The organism is Micromonospora sp. NPDC048898 (assembly GCF_043198035.1).
Taxonomy (GTDB): Bacteria; Actinomycetota; Actinomycetes; order Mycobacteriales; family Micromonosporaceae; genus Micromonospora.
In genome coordinates this window covers 307,116-322,344 of record NZ_JBICUF010000004.1, presented here as the reverse complement: position 1 = coordinate 322,344, position 15,229 = coordinate 307,116, and the positions used below count along the sequence as shown (strand labels likewise).

General features: G+C 73.1%; 14 protein-coding genes and 2 pseudogenes. 3 read left to right on the top strand and 13 right to left on the bottom strand.

The window, feature by feature from the left end:
- Window positions 1–7: 7 nt before the first annotated feature.
- Window positions 8–862 (top strand): Rieske 2Fe-2S domain-containing protein, encoded by an 855-nt coding sequence (locus tag ACGFIQ_RS14530; protein ID WP_393243664.1) that lies wholly within the window; start codon window positions 8–10, stop codon window positions 860–862.
- A 452-nt stretch (window positions 863–1,314) separates the two neighbouring features.
- Here ACGFIQ_RS14530 and ACGFIQ_RS14525 read toward each other — a convergent pair.
- The 12 genes and pseudogenes from ACGFIQ_RS14525 to ACGFIQ_RS14470 all read right to left on the bottom strand — a co-directional run.
- Window positions 1,315–2,370, bottom strand: a pseudogene (locus ACGFIQ_RS14525) (LysM peptidoglycan-binding domain-containing protein); the annotation flags it as partial.
- 14 nt (window positions 2,371–2,384) lie between these two features.
- Entirely contained in the window at window positions 2,385–2,828 is a 444-nt protein-coding gene (locus ACGFIQ_RS14520; protein ID WP_393243662.1) for a pilus assembly protein TadG-related protein, read from the bottom strand.
- Window positions 2,825–3,292 (bottom strand): TadE/TadG family type IV pilus assembly protein, encoded by a 468-nt coding sequence (locus tag ACGFIQ_RS14515; protein WP_393243660.1) that lies wholly within the window; start codon window positions 3,290–3,292, stop codon window positions 2,825–2,827. Before ACGFIQ_RS14515 ends, ACGFIQ_RS14520 begins: the two co-directional genes overlap by 4 nt.
- Window positions 3,289–3,735: a TadE family protein gene (locus ACGFIQ_RS14510; protein ID WP_393243659.1), complete on the bottom strand. Its 447-nt coding sequence runs from the start codon at window positions 3,733–3,735 to the stop codon at window positions 3,289–3,291. Before ACGFIQ_RS14510 ends, ACGFIQ_RS14515 begins: the two co-directional genes overlap by 4 nt.
- A gap of 5 nt (window positions 3,736–3,740) precedes the next feature.
- Window positions 3,741–3,977: a hypothetical protein gene (locus tag ACGFIQ_RS14505; RefSeq protein WP_393243657.1), complete on the bottom strand. Its 237-nt coding sequence runs from the start codon at window positions 3,975–3,977 to the stop codon at window positions 3,741–3,743.
- Window positions 3,978–4,004: 27 nt separating this feature from the next.
- Window positions 4,005–4,874, bottom strand: a complete 870-nt coding sequence (locus tag ACGFIQ_RS14500) for a type II secretion system F family protein (protein WP_393244024.1) — start codon at window positions 4,872–4,874, stop codon at window positions 4,005–4,007.
- A 5-nt stretch (window positions 4,875–4,879) separates the two neighbouring features.
- Window positions 4,880–5,826 (bottom strand): annotated as a pseudogene (locus ACGFIQ_RS14495) (type II secretion system F family protein).
- A complete protein-coding gene (locus tag ACGFIQ_RS14490; protein WP_393243655.1) occupies window positions 5,787–7,322 on the bottom strand; it encodes a CpaF family protein in 1,536 nt (511 codons plus the stop codon). Before ACGFIQ_RS14490 ends, ACGFIQ_RS14495 begins: the two are co-directional and overlap by 40 nt.
- Window positions 7,312–8,112 carry a ParA family protein gene (locus tag ACGFIQ_RS14485; RefSeq protein ID WP_393243653.1) on the bottom strand — a complete coding sequence of 267 codons (801 nt, stop codon included), beginning with the start codon at window positions 8,110–8,112 and terminating at the stop codon, window positions 7,312–7,314. Before ACGFIQ_RS14485 ends, ACGFIQ_RS14490 begins: the two co-directional genes overlap by 11 nt.
- A 2-nt stretch (window positions 8,113–8,114) precedes the next feature.
- Window positions 8,115–8,774, bottom strand: coding sequence for an SAF domain-containing protein (locus ACGFIQ_RS14480; protein ID WP_393243651.1), 660 nt, complete (start codon window positions 8,772–8,774; stop codon window positions 8,115–8,117).
- Window positions 8,771–9,736: a hypothetical protein gene (locus ACGFIQ_RS14475; protein WP_393243650.1), complete on the bottom strand. Its 966-nt coding sequence runs from the start codon at window positions 9,734–9,736 to the stop codon at window positions 8,771–8,773. Before ACGFIQ_RS14475 ends, ACGFIQ_RS14480 begins: the two co-directional genes overlap by 4 nt.
- Window positions 9,730–10,296, bottom strand: a complete 567-nt coding sequence (locus ACGFIQ_RS14470) for a hypothetical protein (protein ID WP_393243648.1) — start codon at window positions 10,294–10,296, stop codon at window positions 9,730–9,732. Before ACGFIQ_RS14470 ends, ACGFIQ_RS14475 begins: the two co-directional genes overlap by 7 nt.
- Before the next feature lie 590 nt (window positions 10,297–10,886).
- Here ACGFIQ_RS14470 and ACGFIQ_RS14465 point away from each other — a divergent pair.
- Window positions 10,887–11,645, top strand: coding sequence for a prepilin peptidase (locus tag ACGFIQ_RS14465; protein ID WP_393243646.1), 759 nt, complete (start codon window positions 10,887–10,889; stop codon window positions 11,643–11,645).
- A gap of 187 nt (window positions 11,646–11,832) precedes the next feature.
- Here ACGFIQ_RS14465 and ACGFIQ_RS14460 read toward each other — a convergent pair whose 3' ends face one another.
- Window positions 11,833–12,462, bottom strand: coding sequence for a phosphatase PAP2 family protein (locus tag ACGFIQ_RS14460; RefSeq protein ID WP_393243644.1), 630 nt, complete (start codon window positions 12,460–12,462; stop codon window positions 11,833–11,835).
- A gap of 170 nt (window positions 12,463–12,632) precedes the next feature.
- Between ACGFIQ_RS14460 and ACGFIQ_RS14455 the strand changes: the two genes are divergently transcribed.
- Window positions 12,633–15,032: a glycoside hydrolase family 65 protein gene (locus ACGFIQ_RS14455; RefSeq protein ID WP_393243642.1), complete on the top strand. Its 2,400-nt coding sequence runs from the start codon at window positions 12,633–12,635 to the stop codon at window positions 15,030–15,032.
- The last annotated feature ends 197 nt before the right edge of the window (window positions 15,033–15,229 follow it).

Below are 15,229 nucleotides of genomic sequence, written 5' to 3'. Positions count from 1 at the left end.
GGTACCTGTGCGAGCACTTTTGACGAAAGTTGAGCAGGACTCCCGGCTGGACCGCGCGGGCGACCGGTTGCAGAAGGCCGTCCTGGGGACGCTGCGTCCGCGGCGGCTGCGCGACCTGCTGCACGGGGTGACCCTCGGGCATCCACTACACCCGGCGATGGTGCAGGTGCCGGTCGGCGCGTGGATCAGCGCCGCGGTGCTGGACCTGATGCCCGGCCAACGTCGACCCGCCACCGTGCTCGTCGGCCTGGGCACCGTCAGCGCCCTGCCGGCGGCGATCGCCGGGCTGAACGACTGGGCGGCACTCGCCCGGGACCAGCGCCGGGTCGGCCTCGTGCACGCCGCCGCCAACACCGTCGGCATGACGCTCTACACCGGCTCGCTGGCCGCGCGGCTGTCCGGTCGGCACGGCGTCGGCCGTGCACTCGGCTTCCTCGGGCTCTGCACCGTGAGCCTCGGCGCGTACATCGGGGGTCACCTCGCGTACAAGCAGGGGGCGCAGGTCAACCAGAGCGTCTCCGAGTTGCACCGGATGACCGACGGCTGGCACTCGCTCGCCGACATGGCCACGATGCCGCAGCGCACCCTGATCACCCGAGAGGTGGATGACGACATCTCGGTGATCCTCTACCGGCACGGTGACGAGGTGACAGTGATGTTGGAGCGTTGCCCGCACCAGAGCGGGCCGCTCGGCGAGGGCGAGGTGCAGGAGATCGACGGCCACGCCTGCGTGGTCTGCCCGTGGCACGGCAGCGCTTTCCGGCTCAACGGTGGCGAGGTCATGCAGGGGCCCTCCGGCAACGACCAGCAGATCCTGCCCACCCGGATCCAGAACGGCGTGCTCCAGACCCGCCTACCCTGAGGCGGTACGCGCCGGGTCCGTCGAACGGATCAGCCGCGTCGGTGTCGGCCGACCGAAGGCCCGTCCGGTACGGAGTCCCCGTCGTGCCCCCCGTCGAAGAATCCGCCCTCGGCGCTGCCGTCAGCCCAGCCGTCGTCGGCACCCCAGCCCGACGCACCGGCGGACGCCGTTCCGCCGCCGGGAGGCACCATCCCGCTGCCGGGCGGTGCCATTCCACTGCCGTTCGGTGCGGTACCGCCGTCGCGAGATGCCGTGCCACCACCGTGCGGTGCCGTGCCGTCGTTGCGTGTTGCTGGCGCTTCGACGGCCGCGACCGTCCAGCTGGCGGCCCACGCGGCACCACTTCCCGCCGACCCGGAACCGGTTCGCCGGGGACCGCTGGTTCGGCCCGCGCGCTCGGCACCCCGGCTCGTACTCCCGCCGGCCCGGCCGGTGCTCCGGCCCGCACCGCCCCGGCCCGTGCGGGAGGAAACGAGAGCCGCTCCGGCGGCGGCCGGGCGGCGGCGCAGCCCCAACACCGCGCCGATCTGAGCGCCGACGATGCTCGCCACGGCGAGGACGGCCGAGACGGCGAGCGGACGGTTCACCCGGTCCTCGGTGCCGGCCCGGGCCGCGCCGACGGTCATCGCTGGTGGCTGACCCGCCTCCGTACCGCTGGGGGGCACCGGGGCCGGCTGCTGCGGTGCGGCCCGTTCGGGCGCCGGCCGGGGCGCGGGTGGTTTCGGCGCCGCGAGCCGGTCGACGAGCCGGCCGGTGGCGTGCTGGCGGGCACCCTGGTCGGCGGCCTCCGTGGGCAGTCGAAGCAACTGGCCGGGGCGGATCCGGTCCGGGTCGTCGATCTTGTTGAGCTTGGCGAGCTGCCGGTAGTCGCCGAACTCGTCCAGGTAACGCTCGGCCACCTCGCCGAGGTAGTCGCCCCGCGCCACCCGATACACCGGGGCGGGCTCGTCGTTGGCCGTCGAGCCACCGGGGGCGGCGGCCCTGCCCGCCAGCCCGCCCTGCGCCAGCGGGGCCGCCGTGTCCGGCGTCGCACCCGCGCGGGTCGGTGCGGCCAGGGTGGCGGCGGCCGGTGCGCTCGTGCTCGCGTACGCCGGGGCGCCGTAGACCGCTGCGGCGCTGGCGGCTGCCGGGCTGGCGGCGAGGATCAGCGCGACCGAGCCGACAAGCGCGGCGGCGGCCTTCTGCTGGCGACTCATCCCGGGCAGCCTCGGTGCCGGGCGGCGCAGGCTCTGCGCCCCCAACTCGACGAGGACGGAGAAGGCGAACGTGGCCCAGCCGAACCAGCCGGCCACCGCCAGTGCCCGCAGGAAGAGTTGGCCATCGTCCCGGCTGGTCAGCGTGGTGCCGATCTCGGCGATGGTGGGAAGGTGATCAGGCAGGGGATTGCCAGCGAAGGCCAGCAGCGCGATCGGCGCGCCAACCAGCAGCGCACACAGCACGGCCAGCGCGCCGACGCCGGTGAGGATCCGTCCGGTCCGTCGTACGACGGACCCACCCGATACGGGCATGGCTGCCTTCCTTCCTACGTTGCTGCTGCGGTGATGGCCCGCGCGGTCGCCTCGCCGGTGACGGTGACCGTCTTGTCCTGGACGAACGGCCCGACCATCGAGCGGTTGTAGGTGATCGTGACGGTGACTCGGATCAGGGTTTGCCCGGCGACCTCGGGGAAGCTCACGGTGTGGCCGCTGGTGCCGGTGGCCGCGGCCAGGTAGTTGGCGACCGCCGCGCGCGCCTCGGTCTCGTCGATCCGCGGCACCCCGCCATCGATCGCGGTCGCCCGATCGATGGCCTGACCACCGGCGCGGGCAGCCTCGGCGGCCAGGTTCTCGGCACGTTGCAGGGTGCGTAGCTGCCCGGCGCCGTCGAAGGAGAGACCCACGATGGCCAGTACGCCGATCATCGCCACCGCCAGGAAGATGCTCACCCGGCCGTGGTCGCCCAACAGGCGGCGGCCGTCCGTGGTCATTCCCGCCCCCGGTAACGGTCCAGTGGCGAGGTGAACGTCGCGCTCACCCGCTTCTCGCTCGGCATTCCGGGCAGGACATCGAGGGCGATGTCCTGCAGCGACACCAGGCAGGTCACCGTCACCGTCACCGTGGCGTCCGCACCGACCACGCTGCTGAAGGCGTCGTCGAAGCTGGTCGGTTGGCCAGCGACCGAGCCGGTGAGTTCCGGGTTCGGGTCGTTGGCGCAGGCCAACCCGTGCCAGTCCAGTTGGTCCTGGACGGCCTTCAGCGCCGCTGTCCGGGCCGTGGTCGAGTCCCGGGAGATCGACGCGGCTCGGGCGGCGTCGTGTGCCGCGGCATCGATCGTCTCCGCCGCCACCGCGGTACGCCCGACGACGCCGGCAAGCACCATCAGCGCGATGAACGCGGGCGCGAGCACCGCCACCTCGATGGAGACCGAGCCCCGCTCGGCGGTGTGCTTCACGGCTCGGTCACCCTCTCCACCGTCCCGTGGGCGGTCTGCCGCACCGCGAAGTCCACGCCCGGCACCACCGACAGGGATCGGCCGCTCACCGTGCAGGTGACCTCGACCTCGTCGATGATCACGCAAGTCGGGTCGGTCTCGTCCCAGCCGGCCAACCAGCCGCCGGCGGCCTGGAGGAAGCGGGTCGCGCTGTCCACGCCGGCGCCGTTGGGCGCCTGGTAGGGCCGTTGCGCGTTCACGCCGCTCTGCGCGGCGTGCAACGCGGTCGAGCGGGCGAGGAAGACGGCCGCGATCTGGACCGAGGCGAAGAGCAGCACCATGATCAGCGGCATCAGCACGGCCAGCTCCACCGGATTGGCGCCCCGCTCCCGGTCGGCGCCCGCGAGGCGGCGCCGGATGGCGCTGACCACCCGGTGCCACCTGGGAAACGCGGCTCGGCGCATCCCGGTTACTCGCCCCCGCCTTCGCCCGTGCCGGGGCCGGCGCCGCCGCCTGGGTGGTCCGGGATGCCTGTCATCCAGTTGTCGGCCTTGGTCAGGGCCAGGGCGGTGACGGCGATGGCGACGGCGACCAGACCGGCGATGATCACCGCGGTGGGCACCGGGCTGTCACCGCGTTCACTGTCGCGGCGCAGCTCGGCCAGCCGCGTCGTCACCACGACGTGCAGGTAGCTGAGGATGGACATGGCGTTACTCCTTCAGGGGGAGGGCTTTCAGACACGGGCGACGAACGGATAGAGCACGAAGCCGAGCAGCACGAAGACGAGCAGTGCGCCCGGGATGTCGAGTCGACTTGTCACCCCCTCGGCGCGGGCGAGGTTGTCGGTGCGGATCTGGTCGCGTAGCGAGTCGGCCCGGCTGCGCAGGGTCTCGTGCACCTGTGCCCCCTCGCTGCCGGAGGAGCGCATGATCGCGCCGACGTCGCCCAGCTCCGGAATGCCGATCTTGTCGGCGAGGTCGCGCAGCTCGTCCCACGGCGCGTGCATCTGCATCTGGGCGATCCGCAGCGACTCCTGGAGCCGGTCGAACACCCAGCCGTCGCAGACCGCCGCGGCGCGCTCCAGCGACTGCACCGGCCCGTGCGCGGCGGAGAGCTGCAACGCCACCAGGTCGAGGTAGGTGCAGACGGCCGCCCGGAACTCCTCCCGGGCGGCCTCGGCCTTGGTCAGCACGGCCCGGTGTGCCAGCAGCCCACCGATCAGTGCCAGGCCGAGGCTGCCGAGCACCGGTACGACGAGCGGGAACGACATGCCGAACACCAGCAGCGCCACCCCGAGCAGGGTCGGCGTGGCCAGCCCGATCAGTGCGGAGAGCAGCACCGACAGCGCGTACTGCTCGGGGGTCTGGCCGATCAGGGCGAGCGCCCGGTGCGGCGGGCGCAGCCAGCGGGACAACCCGCTCAGCGATTCCAGTCGCCGGGAGGCGGGAGTGGCGGCCCGGCCGGTGCCCGGCGGCTGGTGCAGCCGGCGCAGCGCCGGCCCGAGCGCCGGGGTCGCCGGCACCAACTCCCGGACCACCAGGAACACGCCCAACCCGATGCCGGCACCACCGCAGACGGCGACAACCAACGGCCAGTTCACGATCATGTTCATGCGATCACCTCGGCGGGGTCGGGCGCCGGCAGGAACCGGGACGGCCGCCGCGGCTGGCTCATCGACCGCACCCAGGCCAGCAGGCCGATGAAGGCCGCGCCGAGGGCGGCCATCACCACCTGACCCACCGGCGTGCCGTACGGCTTGATGTACTCGGCGTTGAGCAGCCCGTACGCCAGGGTGGCCAGGGTCATCCCGGTGAGGAAGCGGACCGCGAACCGGGGTTGCGTCCGCTTGGCCTCGATCTCCCGACGGGTGGCCACCTCCGCGGACGCCGCGCCGGCGATCGAGCCGAGCACGTCACCCAGCCGTTCGCCCCGGTCCGAGAGGTGCAGGATCAGCGCCGCCACCACCTGGTCACCGACCGGGTCGGCGATCTCGTCGGCGAACGCCAGCAGCGCGGACCGGGCCAACCAGCCGGCCTGGAGACGAGCGGCGAGCAGTCGCACCTCGTCCTCGATGCCGGGTGGCACGCTGCCGATCGTGCCGATGATCGACTGTTGGAGGCCCTGCCCGGTGCCGGAGACGTCCTTGAGTCGGCGGGTCCACTCACCCACCGCCTCGATCCGGGCGATCGCCCGCTGCTCGGCCCTGCCCACCCCGAACAGCCACGGGGTGCCGGGCACGGCCACCGCCACCAGCAGGCCCACCACCGGCAGCCCGGTCAGCAGGAACGCCAACGCGCCAGCGCCCAGCGCGGCGACCAACAGCGTCTGGTAGGCCCGCTGCTCGGCCGGGGTGGCACCCGGCCCGCGCCACAGTCGACCCAGACCCTGCCCGCCTCCCGGACGAGGCCCCGGGGGTCGGCGGGTGCCGACAAGTGCGACCACCGCCAGCAGCAGACCGGCCACACAGGCGGCCCCGGAGACCACCGCGATCACCTCAAGGCTGCCCATCACCAGGTCACCGCCGGGCCAGTCGGGTCTGCCGCGGCCGCCGCCAGGCACCGGCACCGGCCTCGACCCACCGGGTCAGCAGCCGCGCGTCGTAACCCACCCGCAGCAACTGGTCGCGGACCCGCTCGGGCAGGTGCCGGGGGACCGCCCGGCCGTCCGGGCCGGGCCCGAAGACCGTGGTGGTGGTGATCCGTCCGGCTTCACCGGGCCCGATCACCTCCTCCACATGCGAGACGAATCGGTGTTTACGCCCGCCGATGGCGGTCTCGTCCTCGACGGTGACGTAGACGATCAGGTCGAGGGCGTTGCCGGCCATCCGACGGGCCTGGTCGACTGTCATCTCACGGCCGTGCGCCAGCGCCAGCTCGACGATCCGTTCGCCCACCCCGGCAGCCGTGCGGGCGTGGATCGTGCACATCGAACCCCGGCTGGTGGTCATCGCCTGGAGCATCGGCACGATCTCCCGGGACCGCACCTCACCCACGATGATCCGCAACACGCCCATCCGCAGCGACAGCGGGATCAGGTCGGCGATCGTCACCTCACCGGCCGGACGCCCGTCGAAGCCGCGCTCGCCGTGCCCCTCCCGGGCCTCGAAGCTCATCACCGCCCGGTGCCGCTCCCGGCGGCGGGCCGGCAGCAACTCCCGGCTCTCCTCCAACAGCACGTACGGCTCGTCCGGCGGGATCTCGTTCATCAACGCCCGGATGATCGTGGTCTTGCCGGCACCGGCCAGCCCGGCGACCATGATGTTCAACCCGGCGCGCATCGCCGCGCGGAGGAAGTCGCGCAGCAGCGGGTCGATCATCTCGTCCAGGTCACCCCGGGCGCCCGCGATGTCGTCGAGGCTCACGTCCAGGGTGTTGTGCTTGCGGATCACCGCGTACGGGCGGTGGCTGACCAGGAACACCGCCGCCAGCCGACTGCCGTCGGGCAGTTGCAGGTCGAGGGTGGGCTTCACGGTGGACAGGGACCGCTCGGTCGCACCCGCCCGGCGGGCCGCCGCCTGGAGGATCTCCACCAACTCGGCGTCGCTGTCGGCGATCGGCTCGGCCCAGTCCACCCCGCCGCCGTGCCGGGCGATGCGCACCTGGTCGCAGCCGAGGATGTGCACCTCCTCGATGGTGTCGTCGACGAGCAGCGTCTGCAGCCGACCGAGCCCCACCAGCTCGGCGGTCACCTGGTCGAGCAGCAGACGCTCCTCGCCGGCGGCCATCGGGGTGCCGGCCCGGCGGACGAAGTCCGCGTACGCGGCGACCACCATGACGGCCAGCCGGGCCCGCTCGGTGTCCTCCTCGTCGACTGTGAACTCCCGGCCGCGCTGCCACAGGGTGAGCCGTTCGGTGAGTTCCCGGCGCAGCTCCCGGACCACCTGGAAGTCCGTCCGGGGGCGGGGCGTGGGCGGCGGCGTGGCGGTCGGCGTCGGCTGCGGCATCGGCACGGACTGGTGGTGCCGGCCGTTCGGCACGGCCAGCGGCGGCTCGGTGGAGGTCGCGCCCGGCGGCTGTTGGCGAGGGTCCGCGGAGACCGGCTCAAACCGCATCCGGGACCCCCTGCTGCACGGGCCAGGCCAGCCGGGCCTGCCGCCGCTCCAGGAGCGCGCCGATCGGCACCTCCAACGCGGCGGCCGCGCGCATCAGCGGCCGTCCGGTCCGCACGGTCCCGCCCAGGGCGAGCACCCCGGCGGTACGCGGATCGTGTGGCAGCCGTGCGATCACCGGCAGTTTCAGGGCGCGACTGATCTCGGCTCGCCCGTGCCCGCCGCCGACCAACAACAGCCGCAGGGTGCCGGCCGGCACCCGGTGCTCGGCGAAGTCCCGTTCGATCGCGGTGATCACCGCCCGGGTGCCGGAGAGGTCCGGCAGGTGCGCCCGGGACACCAGCAGCACCACCGAGGCTGCCCGCAGCACGGGCCACGGCGGCGCGGCCACGTGCAGCCGGCCGCAGTCGACAAGCACGTCGTAGCCGGGGATGCCGCGATCGAGGGTGTTGAAGTAGTCGGCGAACCGCTGCCAGAGCGGGGTGACACTGCCACCCTGGGCCGGGTCGACGATCCCGGGCAGCAGCAGCCGTTCCCGGCGGGGTGCGTCCAGGTCGACGAGTTGCGACCAGAACGCGCTCTCCAGGTTGCCGTCGCGCAGCTCCCCGACGGCCAGTTCGCCGATGCCGCGGGGGCCGTCCAACTGGCCGCCGAGATAGCCGGCGAGGATCGACCCGCCGGCCGGGTCGCACTCGGCGAGCACCATCCGTCGGTGCCAGGCCAGCGTGCAGGCCAACGCGGAGGTCGTGACGCCGGGCGAACCCTTCGCCGACACCAGCGCGATGATCGCCATGCTCAGGCCGCCTCGGTCAGCACGACGGCGATGCGCGCCTGCGCGGTGAGGGCCACCACCGCGGGCACATCCCGGGTGGAGAGCGCCAGGTACAGCACCTTGTCGGTGTTGGCCGGGCTGACCATGTCGATCACGATGGCCGGGAACCGGGTGCCGGCGGCGGCCGGGTCCCCGTTGGCGCTGCGGTCCGGGGTGCTGATCAGCAGGACCTTGTCGCCGGGGTGCAGTTGCCGAGCCGGCACCTGGGCGGTCTTCAGGCCCAGCGCGATCTGCTGCTGGTCGGGGCCGAGCAACGGATCGTCGGTGACCTGCCCCAGGGTGAGCAGGGTGCCCGGGACCAGCTTCACCGCGGCCCGTTTGCCGACCACCTCGTCGAGCCGGCCGGCGGGCACCGGACGCAGCCCCTGCCCGCCGGCGACCTGCACGGTGACCAGGTCGGTGGCGCTGATCTCCCGACCCACCTCCACCGGCCGGGCGACCGCGAGATAGCTGCCGGTGGCCCGGACCGAGGTGACCGCGAACGCCGCGCCCAGCCCACCCAGGGCGATCAGGAGCACGGCGAGACCGAGCAACCCCGGGCGGACCCGACGCTGCCGGACCACCCTGGGCGGGCTGACCGGTGCGTCCACCGACCCGGTCCCGTTGTGCGTCGCGAGACTCATCGGGTCACCACCTGGAGTTCGTTGATCTGGATCTGTACGACGCCGCTGTTCCGGGTCACCAGGATCTCTCCGCTCTCCCCACCGCCGGTCCAGGTCACCTTCCAGTGGGTGGTGGCGGTGACGTCGTAGGTGCCGGCCTTCTGGTAGCCCTTGTGGTAGCCGCAGGTCGGGGAGGTGCGGCCGGCAAGGTCCTTGTCCGTCGCGACGTACGGGGTGCCGGCACCGGGGCAGGGCACCTGATCGCCGTTGCCCATGTCCCAGACGATCTCGTCGACCTGCGCCGTGATATCGACGGTGACGCCCCGGTCGGTCTCCTCGGCGCCGAGCGGGCCGAAGTAGGCGTTTTTTGGGTCGGACCACATCCACACCGGCAGGCCGACCAGGCCGGGGCCGTTCTTCTTGCGGGGTGCGACCGCCAGCGGCGCCGGCTCCAGCGTGATCTTCGCCAGGGCGCGGCGGGCTAGCTCCTCCGGGTTGGGCGGTGCGCCGAAGCCGGGCGGCGGCTCGCGCAGCACCACTGTTATGTTGCCCACGTCCGCGCCGCCGTTGCAGGTCTGCACGTACCAGTGCTGACCCTCGGGTGCCTCGTCCTGCGGCTCGGCCAGCTTGTAGTAGCAGCCGTCGCCGCTGTTGAACCAGCCCTTGAACTCGTCGTAGCAGGGCACGGTCCGCCCGTCCCACCGGCAGACGCCACCACCACCGCCACCACCGTCGTCGTCCCCGCCGCCGTTGTCCCCACCGCCACCGGGACCGCCCGGCTTGCCGGGTTCGTCGTCCCAGACGCTGCAGTCGGGCTGGTCGGGCGGGCAGCTCGCACCCGGACCGGCACGCCGAGCGGCGTCGGCCGGCAGGGTCGTGCCGACCACCAGGAGGAGCGCGAGCCCGATCCCGGCGAGGGCCCGCCGAGCTGTCGCGACCCCGGGGGTACGCGCCGGAGCGCCCCCTCCTGCCCAGGTCAGCATGGCTGGTCCCGGTGCAGCGCGCCCGCGTTGATCAGCCAGCGGCCGTCGGGATATCGGGTCGCCGTGGCGGTGGAGAGGTGTCTACCGCCCCCGCTGCCCGGCACCACGCGTTTGTTCTTGGCGTAGACCAACCGGTAGTCGGTCATGTCCAGGCAGTCCTGGATCTCGACGGTGGCCGGGTTCGCATCCAGGCTGGCGGCGGTCACGGTCGGGTCGGACTTCAGCGTCCCGGTTCGCACAGCACCGTGCTCCTTAGCATCACGAATGGACAATCGCACCCGGGTCAGAAGTGGATCAGCGAGAAATCGGGACAGTTCCGGCGCGTGTGGATCACTGCGCCCACTCGCCGCCCGCGAGGCCGCCAGATAACCGGAGTACGCGTCAAGCGCCGCCTTTTCGGCAGCGCGCCGTTCGACGTCCGGATCTGTCCGTTGCCCGTCGTCCTGGGCTGCGGCCGGCCTTTCGATGGCCTCCGGCCCGCCGGCGCAGGCGGTGACCGGCACCACCGCCACGACCGCCAGCAGGCAGATTGCCGCTCGTCTGAGCTGCCGTCCGCGCACCGTCGAGCCTCCTCGTGGTCGCCCGGCGTGGTGACGGATCACCGCCGCAGGGCATGCGGAAGCGCGCCCGGATCAGCACATCCGGAGCCGATCATTGCGCCTCTGCATTCACCGTTACGGATCTTCTACAAATGCATGGTCCCGTGTCGTCGGATTGTGAGGGTGAGGCTAGCGTCACACCCAAGGGGCGAGCATAAGCTGACGCTCGCCGATGCAACAGAGGCAATCAAAGCGAATACGCTCCGTGGTGACAGGTGGTGGTGGCGGGTGTCCGTACCGCGTCCGGCGCGGCGGCCCGGCGGGAGATCGTCCATGGCTGGGCGCCGGCGGGCCGCTCGGGGGCAACGACGTCTCGTCGGCGGTCCTGGGAGTAGGACAACGTGGTCTCATCCCGGCATCCGGGTGGGGTTGTCGACCGATCGACGAGCTGTCGCGACCGGCGGGGTGCCCGGTCCCGATCCCGCCGGAGGCACCCTCCGGTGGCCGGTCGGAGAGGTCGCTTTCTGCGCCATCCGCCACACCTCAGCGATCGCCCAGTCACGATCCGTGTTCACGTTTGCGGAGGGATGCCGGGGCGCCCAGGCGGTGACATGGCGCTGACCGGCCCCCCGGCCGTGGCCCACGTCCGGCTCCCGACCGTGCTCGCGTTCCTCGCAGTCAGCCCACTGATGCGGATGGCCGCGCTGCGCTACGCCGTACCGTCGGGTCTGCCGAACCGGACCGGCTGCGACGCCTGCGGCGCGCCGGTCGGCCTGACCCGGCCCTGGCCCGCGCTGGGCCCGGCGGCCCGGTGCGGTCGCTGCCGCGCACGGGTCGGCCCACCGCCGGGCACGGTCGAGCTGGCCGGGCTCACCGCGCTGCTGCTGCTGGCACTCGTCGGCCCAACGGGCGGGGCGCTGCCGGCGCTGGCCTGGTGGCTCGGCTGGACGATCCCGGCGGTCTTCGTCGACCTGGCCGCGCACCGGCTGCCGGACCGGCTCACCCTGCCAGCGGCAGCCGGGACGTGGCTGCTGCTGGGTGTCGCCGCCGCCCTGGCCGGCGAGCCGGGGCCGTGGCTGCGGGCTGCCGTCGGCGGCGCGGGGCTGGCGCTGTTCTTCGCCACCACCACGGTGCTGCTGGGCAACCGCGGCTTCGGGCTGGGTGACGCCAAGCTGGCGCTCGGTGTGGGGGCGCTGCTCGGCTGGTACGGCTGGCCGGTGCTGCTGCTCGGGCTGCTGCTCGCCTTCGGGCTGTCCGCCGTGGTGAGCCTCGGCCTGTTGGCCACGCGCCGGGCCCGCTGGAGCACGCACCTGCCGTTCGGCCCGTTCCTCCTCCTCGGCACGGTGGGCGCGCTCCTGCTGCCCGGCTGACCCCGCCCGCCGCTGCCGCCCGCCGCCGCCCGCCGCCGCCCGCCGCCGCCCGCCGCCGCTCACCGCCGCCCGCCGCCGCCCGCCGCCGCTCACCGTCAAGATCGTGCTCGATCCTGGATTGAGTGGTATCGCGCCGGTTGGAGGCCACTGCAACCAGGATCGAGCGTGACCTTGTGCGGCGCGGGGGTCACCGGCGGGTGCGGCTCGCCAGTTTCGGGGTTGAGCGGTCGGCGCGCTCGGATCGACGGCGTAGCACCTCGGCGGCCGGGCGGGCCAGCAGCGGGGTTGCCACCACGGCGACCAGCGCACCGAACAGCACGCCGGCGATCACGTCGTGCGGGTAGTGCACGCCCACGAAGACCCGGGAGAAGGCGCCCAGCGCGGCCAGGGGCAACGCGACCAGACCGAGTCGGCGGGAGAGTAGCAGCGTGGTCACCGCCAACGCGCCAGCGACGGTTGCGTGGTTGCTCGGGAACGACCAGTCGCCCGGGGGTGGGCAGGTGCCCGCGATGATCGCCTGGCCGACCGTCCGACAGGGGCGGTCCTCGTCCACCACGGTCTTGAACCATTCGCTGCCGACGTACGCCAGAAGGGCCGGCACCGGCGCGATCAGCGCGAGCGCCCGGTCGTGCGGGCCGCCGGACCGGCGGGTCAGCGCGGCCATCAGCAGCAGCGCACCGAGCAGCAGGATCACCCCTTCGGTGGCGTGCCCGACGAACCACTGCACCGGCTCTGGGCTGCTGGCGGCGGCGTCGACGACGTCGCGGTACCACTCGACACTGATCTCCGGAACGTCCATGCTGCCGTTGTCGGCCATGCCTCACCTCACCTCACGTTCATACCCTGTTCACCTTCGAGACACCCTAGGAACACGGCAGCGGGCACCACAGCTGACGAAGGTCGGCCGGGCTTCCTGACCTTCGTCCAGGATTCGTTCAGCCTGCTCTGCTTGGCTGGCCGAGGACGTCGGCATTCACAGGAGGCTTTGTGCAGACCAGTTCGGCCACCGACCAACCGCCGCCCGCCAGCGAGACGGTGGACGACCAAGCCTGGCGGATTCGACGGACGAAGGCCGACCTGGACCGGCTCGACGAGACTGAGTCGATCTTCGCGGTGGGCAACGGGTGGGTCGGTTGGCGGGGTGTCCTCGACGAGGGCGTGCCGTGCGGAATGCCGGGCAGTTACGTCAACGGCCTGCACGAGCGGCGCGAGCTGACCTACCCCGAGGAGGGGTACGCGTTTCCACCGGCCAGCGACACCGTCATCAGCGCGCCGAACGCCGCGCTGATCCGGCTCTGGGTCGACGACGAGCCGCTGGACATCCGGACCGGGACGCTGCGCCACCACGAGCAGGTGCTCGACCTGCGCTCCGGCGTGCTGCGCCGGGAGACCGAGTGGATCTCGCCGGCCGGGCGGGAGGTGCGCATCCGCAGCACCCGGTTGGTGTCCCTGCCGCGCCGCCCGGTCGCCGCCGTCCGGTACGAGGTCGAGCCGCTGGACGCCCCCGTCGAGCTGCGGGTCTGCTCGGATCTGCTGGCCAACGAGACGGTGCCGGAACGCTCGGACGATCCCCGCGCGGCCTCGGTGCCCGACAACCCGCTGACCGCCGAGGCACACCACGCCGCCGGGCGCGAGGGAGTGCTGGTGCACCGCACCGAACGCAGCGGTCAGCGCGTCGCGGTCGCGGTCAGTCACCTGGTGGACGGGCCGGGCACACTCACCACCACCGGCGACGGCACCCCGGACCGGGTACGGCTGACCGTGGCGGGCCGCCTGCACCCCGGGGAGCGGCTGCGGTTGACGAAGTTCGCCGCGTACGAGTGGGCGGCTGTCGACGCGACACCCGTCGACGAGTTGGCCGCCCTGGTCACCGCGGAGGCGGACGCGGCCCGCGCCGACGGCTTCGACGCGCTGCTCACCGACCAGCGCGCCGCCCTGGACGCGGCCTGGCAGGTCGCCGACGTGCAGCTCGACGGTGACCCGGAGCTACAACAGGCGGTCCGGTTCGCGATGTTCCACCTGATCCAGGCCGGCCGCCCGGACTCCGACCGGACCATCCCGGCGAAGGGCCTGACCGGCAACGGCTACGACGGGCACGTCCTCTGGGACACCGAGACCTACGTCCTGCCGGTGCTCACCTACCTGGCACCGGCGGTGGCCCGGTCGGCGCTGCGGTGGCGGCACAGCCACCTGCCCGAGGCCCGCGAGCGGGCCACGGAACTGCGGCTGACCGGTGCGACGTTCCCGTGGCGCACCATCGGCGGCCGGGAGTGCTCCGGCTACTGGCCGGCCGGCACCGCCGCACTGCACGTCAACGCCGACATCGCCGACGCGGTGCTGCGCTATCTGGCCGCCACCGACGACAAACGGTTCCTCGCCGAGTCGGGGCTGGAGTTGCTGGTGGAGACGGCGCGCCTCTGGCACGGCTTCGGGCACTGGTCGGACGAGGGCCACTTCCACCTGCACGGCGTGACCGGCCCGGACGAGTACGCCGCGCTTGTCGACGACAACGTCTTCACCAACCTGATGGCCCGGCGCAACCTGCGGGGCGCGGCGGACGCCGCCGAGCGTCACCCCGACCTGGCCGACCGGCTCGGCGTGGACCGCGACGAGATCGCCGGCTGGCGGGCCGCCGCCGACGCGGTCTTCGTCCCGTACGACCGCGCGCGCGGCGTGCACCAGCAGGCCGCCGGGTTCACCGGGCAGCCCGAGTGGGACTTCGCCAACACGGGCGACGACGACTATCCGCTGCTGCTGCACTTCCCCTACCTGGAGCTGTATCGCAAGCAGGTGGTCAAGCAGGCCGACCTGGTGCTCGCCATGCAGCTCTGCCCCGGCGAGTTCACCGCCGACGAGAAGGCCCGCAACCTGGCCTACTACGAGGCCCGTACGGTCCGCGACTCGTCGCTGTCGGCCGCCCCGCAGGCGGTGCTGGCTGCCGAGGTCGGGCACCTGGACCTGGCGTACGACCTGTTCGCCGAGTCGGTCCTGCAGGACCTGGCGGACCTGGGCGACAAGACCGCCGACGGGCTGCACCTGGCCTCGCTGGCCGGTGCCTGGCTGGCGCTGGTGCAGGGCTTCGGCGGCCTGCGCGACGACCGGGGTGTGCTTTCCTTCGACCCCCGGCTGCCACGACGGATCGACCGGCTGGCGTTCAACCTGCGCTGGCGCGGCCACCGGCTGCGAGTCACGTTGACCCCGACCGAGGCCCGCTACGAGTTGCCAGGTGCCGGCCCGGACGCCGAGGTCGAGCTGTGGCACCACGGTGAGTCGCTGCGAGTAACCGGGGCCGAGCCGGTCATCCGACCGATGCCGCCGGTGCCCGACCCCGGGCCGGAGCCGCCCTCCCCACCCGGTCGTCGCCCCACCCGCCGCTCGGCCGACTGAGCCGCGCAGGCGGGCTCTGGTCCACCCGGTCGTCGCCCGACCCGCCGCTCGGCCGACTGAGCCGCGCAGGTGGGCTCTGGTCCACCCGGTCGTCGCCCGACCCGCCGCTCGGCCGACTGAGCCGCGCAGGTGGGCTCTGGTCCACCCGGTCGTCGCCCGACCCGCCGCTCGGCCGACTGAGCCGCGCAGGTGGGGTG

Excerpts from the sequence above, each read along its gene's own strand:
- ACGFIQ_RS14520 (WP_393243662.1), bottom strand. The coding sequence starts at position 2,828 with ATGACCACGGACGGCCGCCGCCTGTTGGGCGACCACGGCCGGGTGAGC.
- ACGFIQ_RS14510 (WP_393243659.1), bottom strand. The coding sequence starts at position 3,735 with ATGCGCCGAGCCGCGTTTCCCAGGTGGCACCGGGTGGTCAGCGCCATC.
- ACGFIQ_RS14505 (WP_393243657.1), bottom strand. The coding sequence starts at position 3,977 with ATGTCCATCCTCAGCTACCTGCACGTCGTGGTGACGACGCGGCTGGCC.
- ACGFIQ_RS14490 (WP_393243655.1), bottom strand. The coding sequence starts at position 7,322 with ATGCGGTTTGAGCCGGTCTCCGCGGACCCTCGCCAACAGCCGCCGGGC.
- ACGFIQ_RS14485 (WP_393243653.1), bottom strand. The coding sequence starts at position 8,112 with ATGGCGATCATCGCGCTGGTGTCGGCGAAGGGTTCGCCCGGCGTCACG.
- ACGFIQ_RS14480 (WP_393243651.1), bottom strand. The coding sequence starts at position 8,774 with ATGAGTCTCGCGACGCACAACGGGACCGGGTCGGTGGACGCACCGGTC.
- ACGFIQ_RS14475 (WP_393243650.1), bottom strand. The coding sequence starts at position 9,736 with ATGCTGACCTGGGCAGGAGGGGGCGCTCCGGCGCGTACCCCCGGGGTC.
- ACGFIQ_RS14465 (WP_393243646.1), top strand. The coding sequence starts at position 10,887 with ATGGCGCTGACCGGCCCCCCGGCCGTGGCCCACGTCCGGCTCCCGACC.
- ACGFIQ_RS14460 (WP_393243644.1), bottom strand. The coding sequence starts at position 12,462 with ATGGCCGACAACGGCAGCATGGACGTTCCGGAGATCAGTGTCGAGTGG.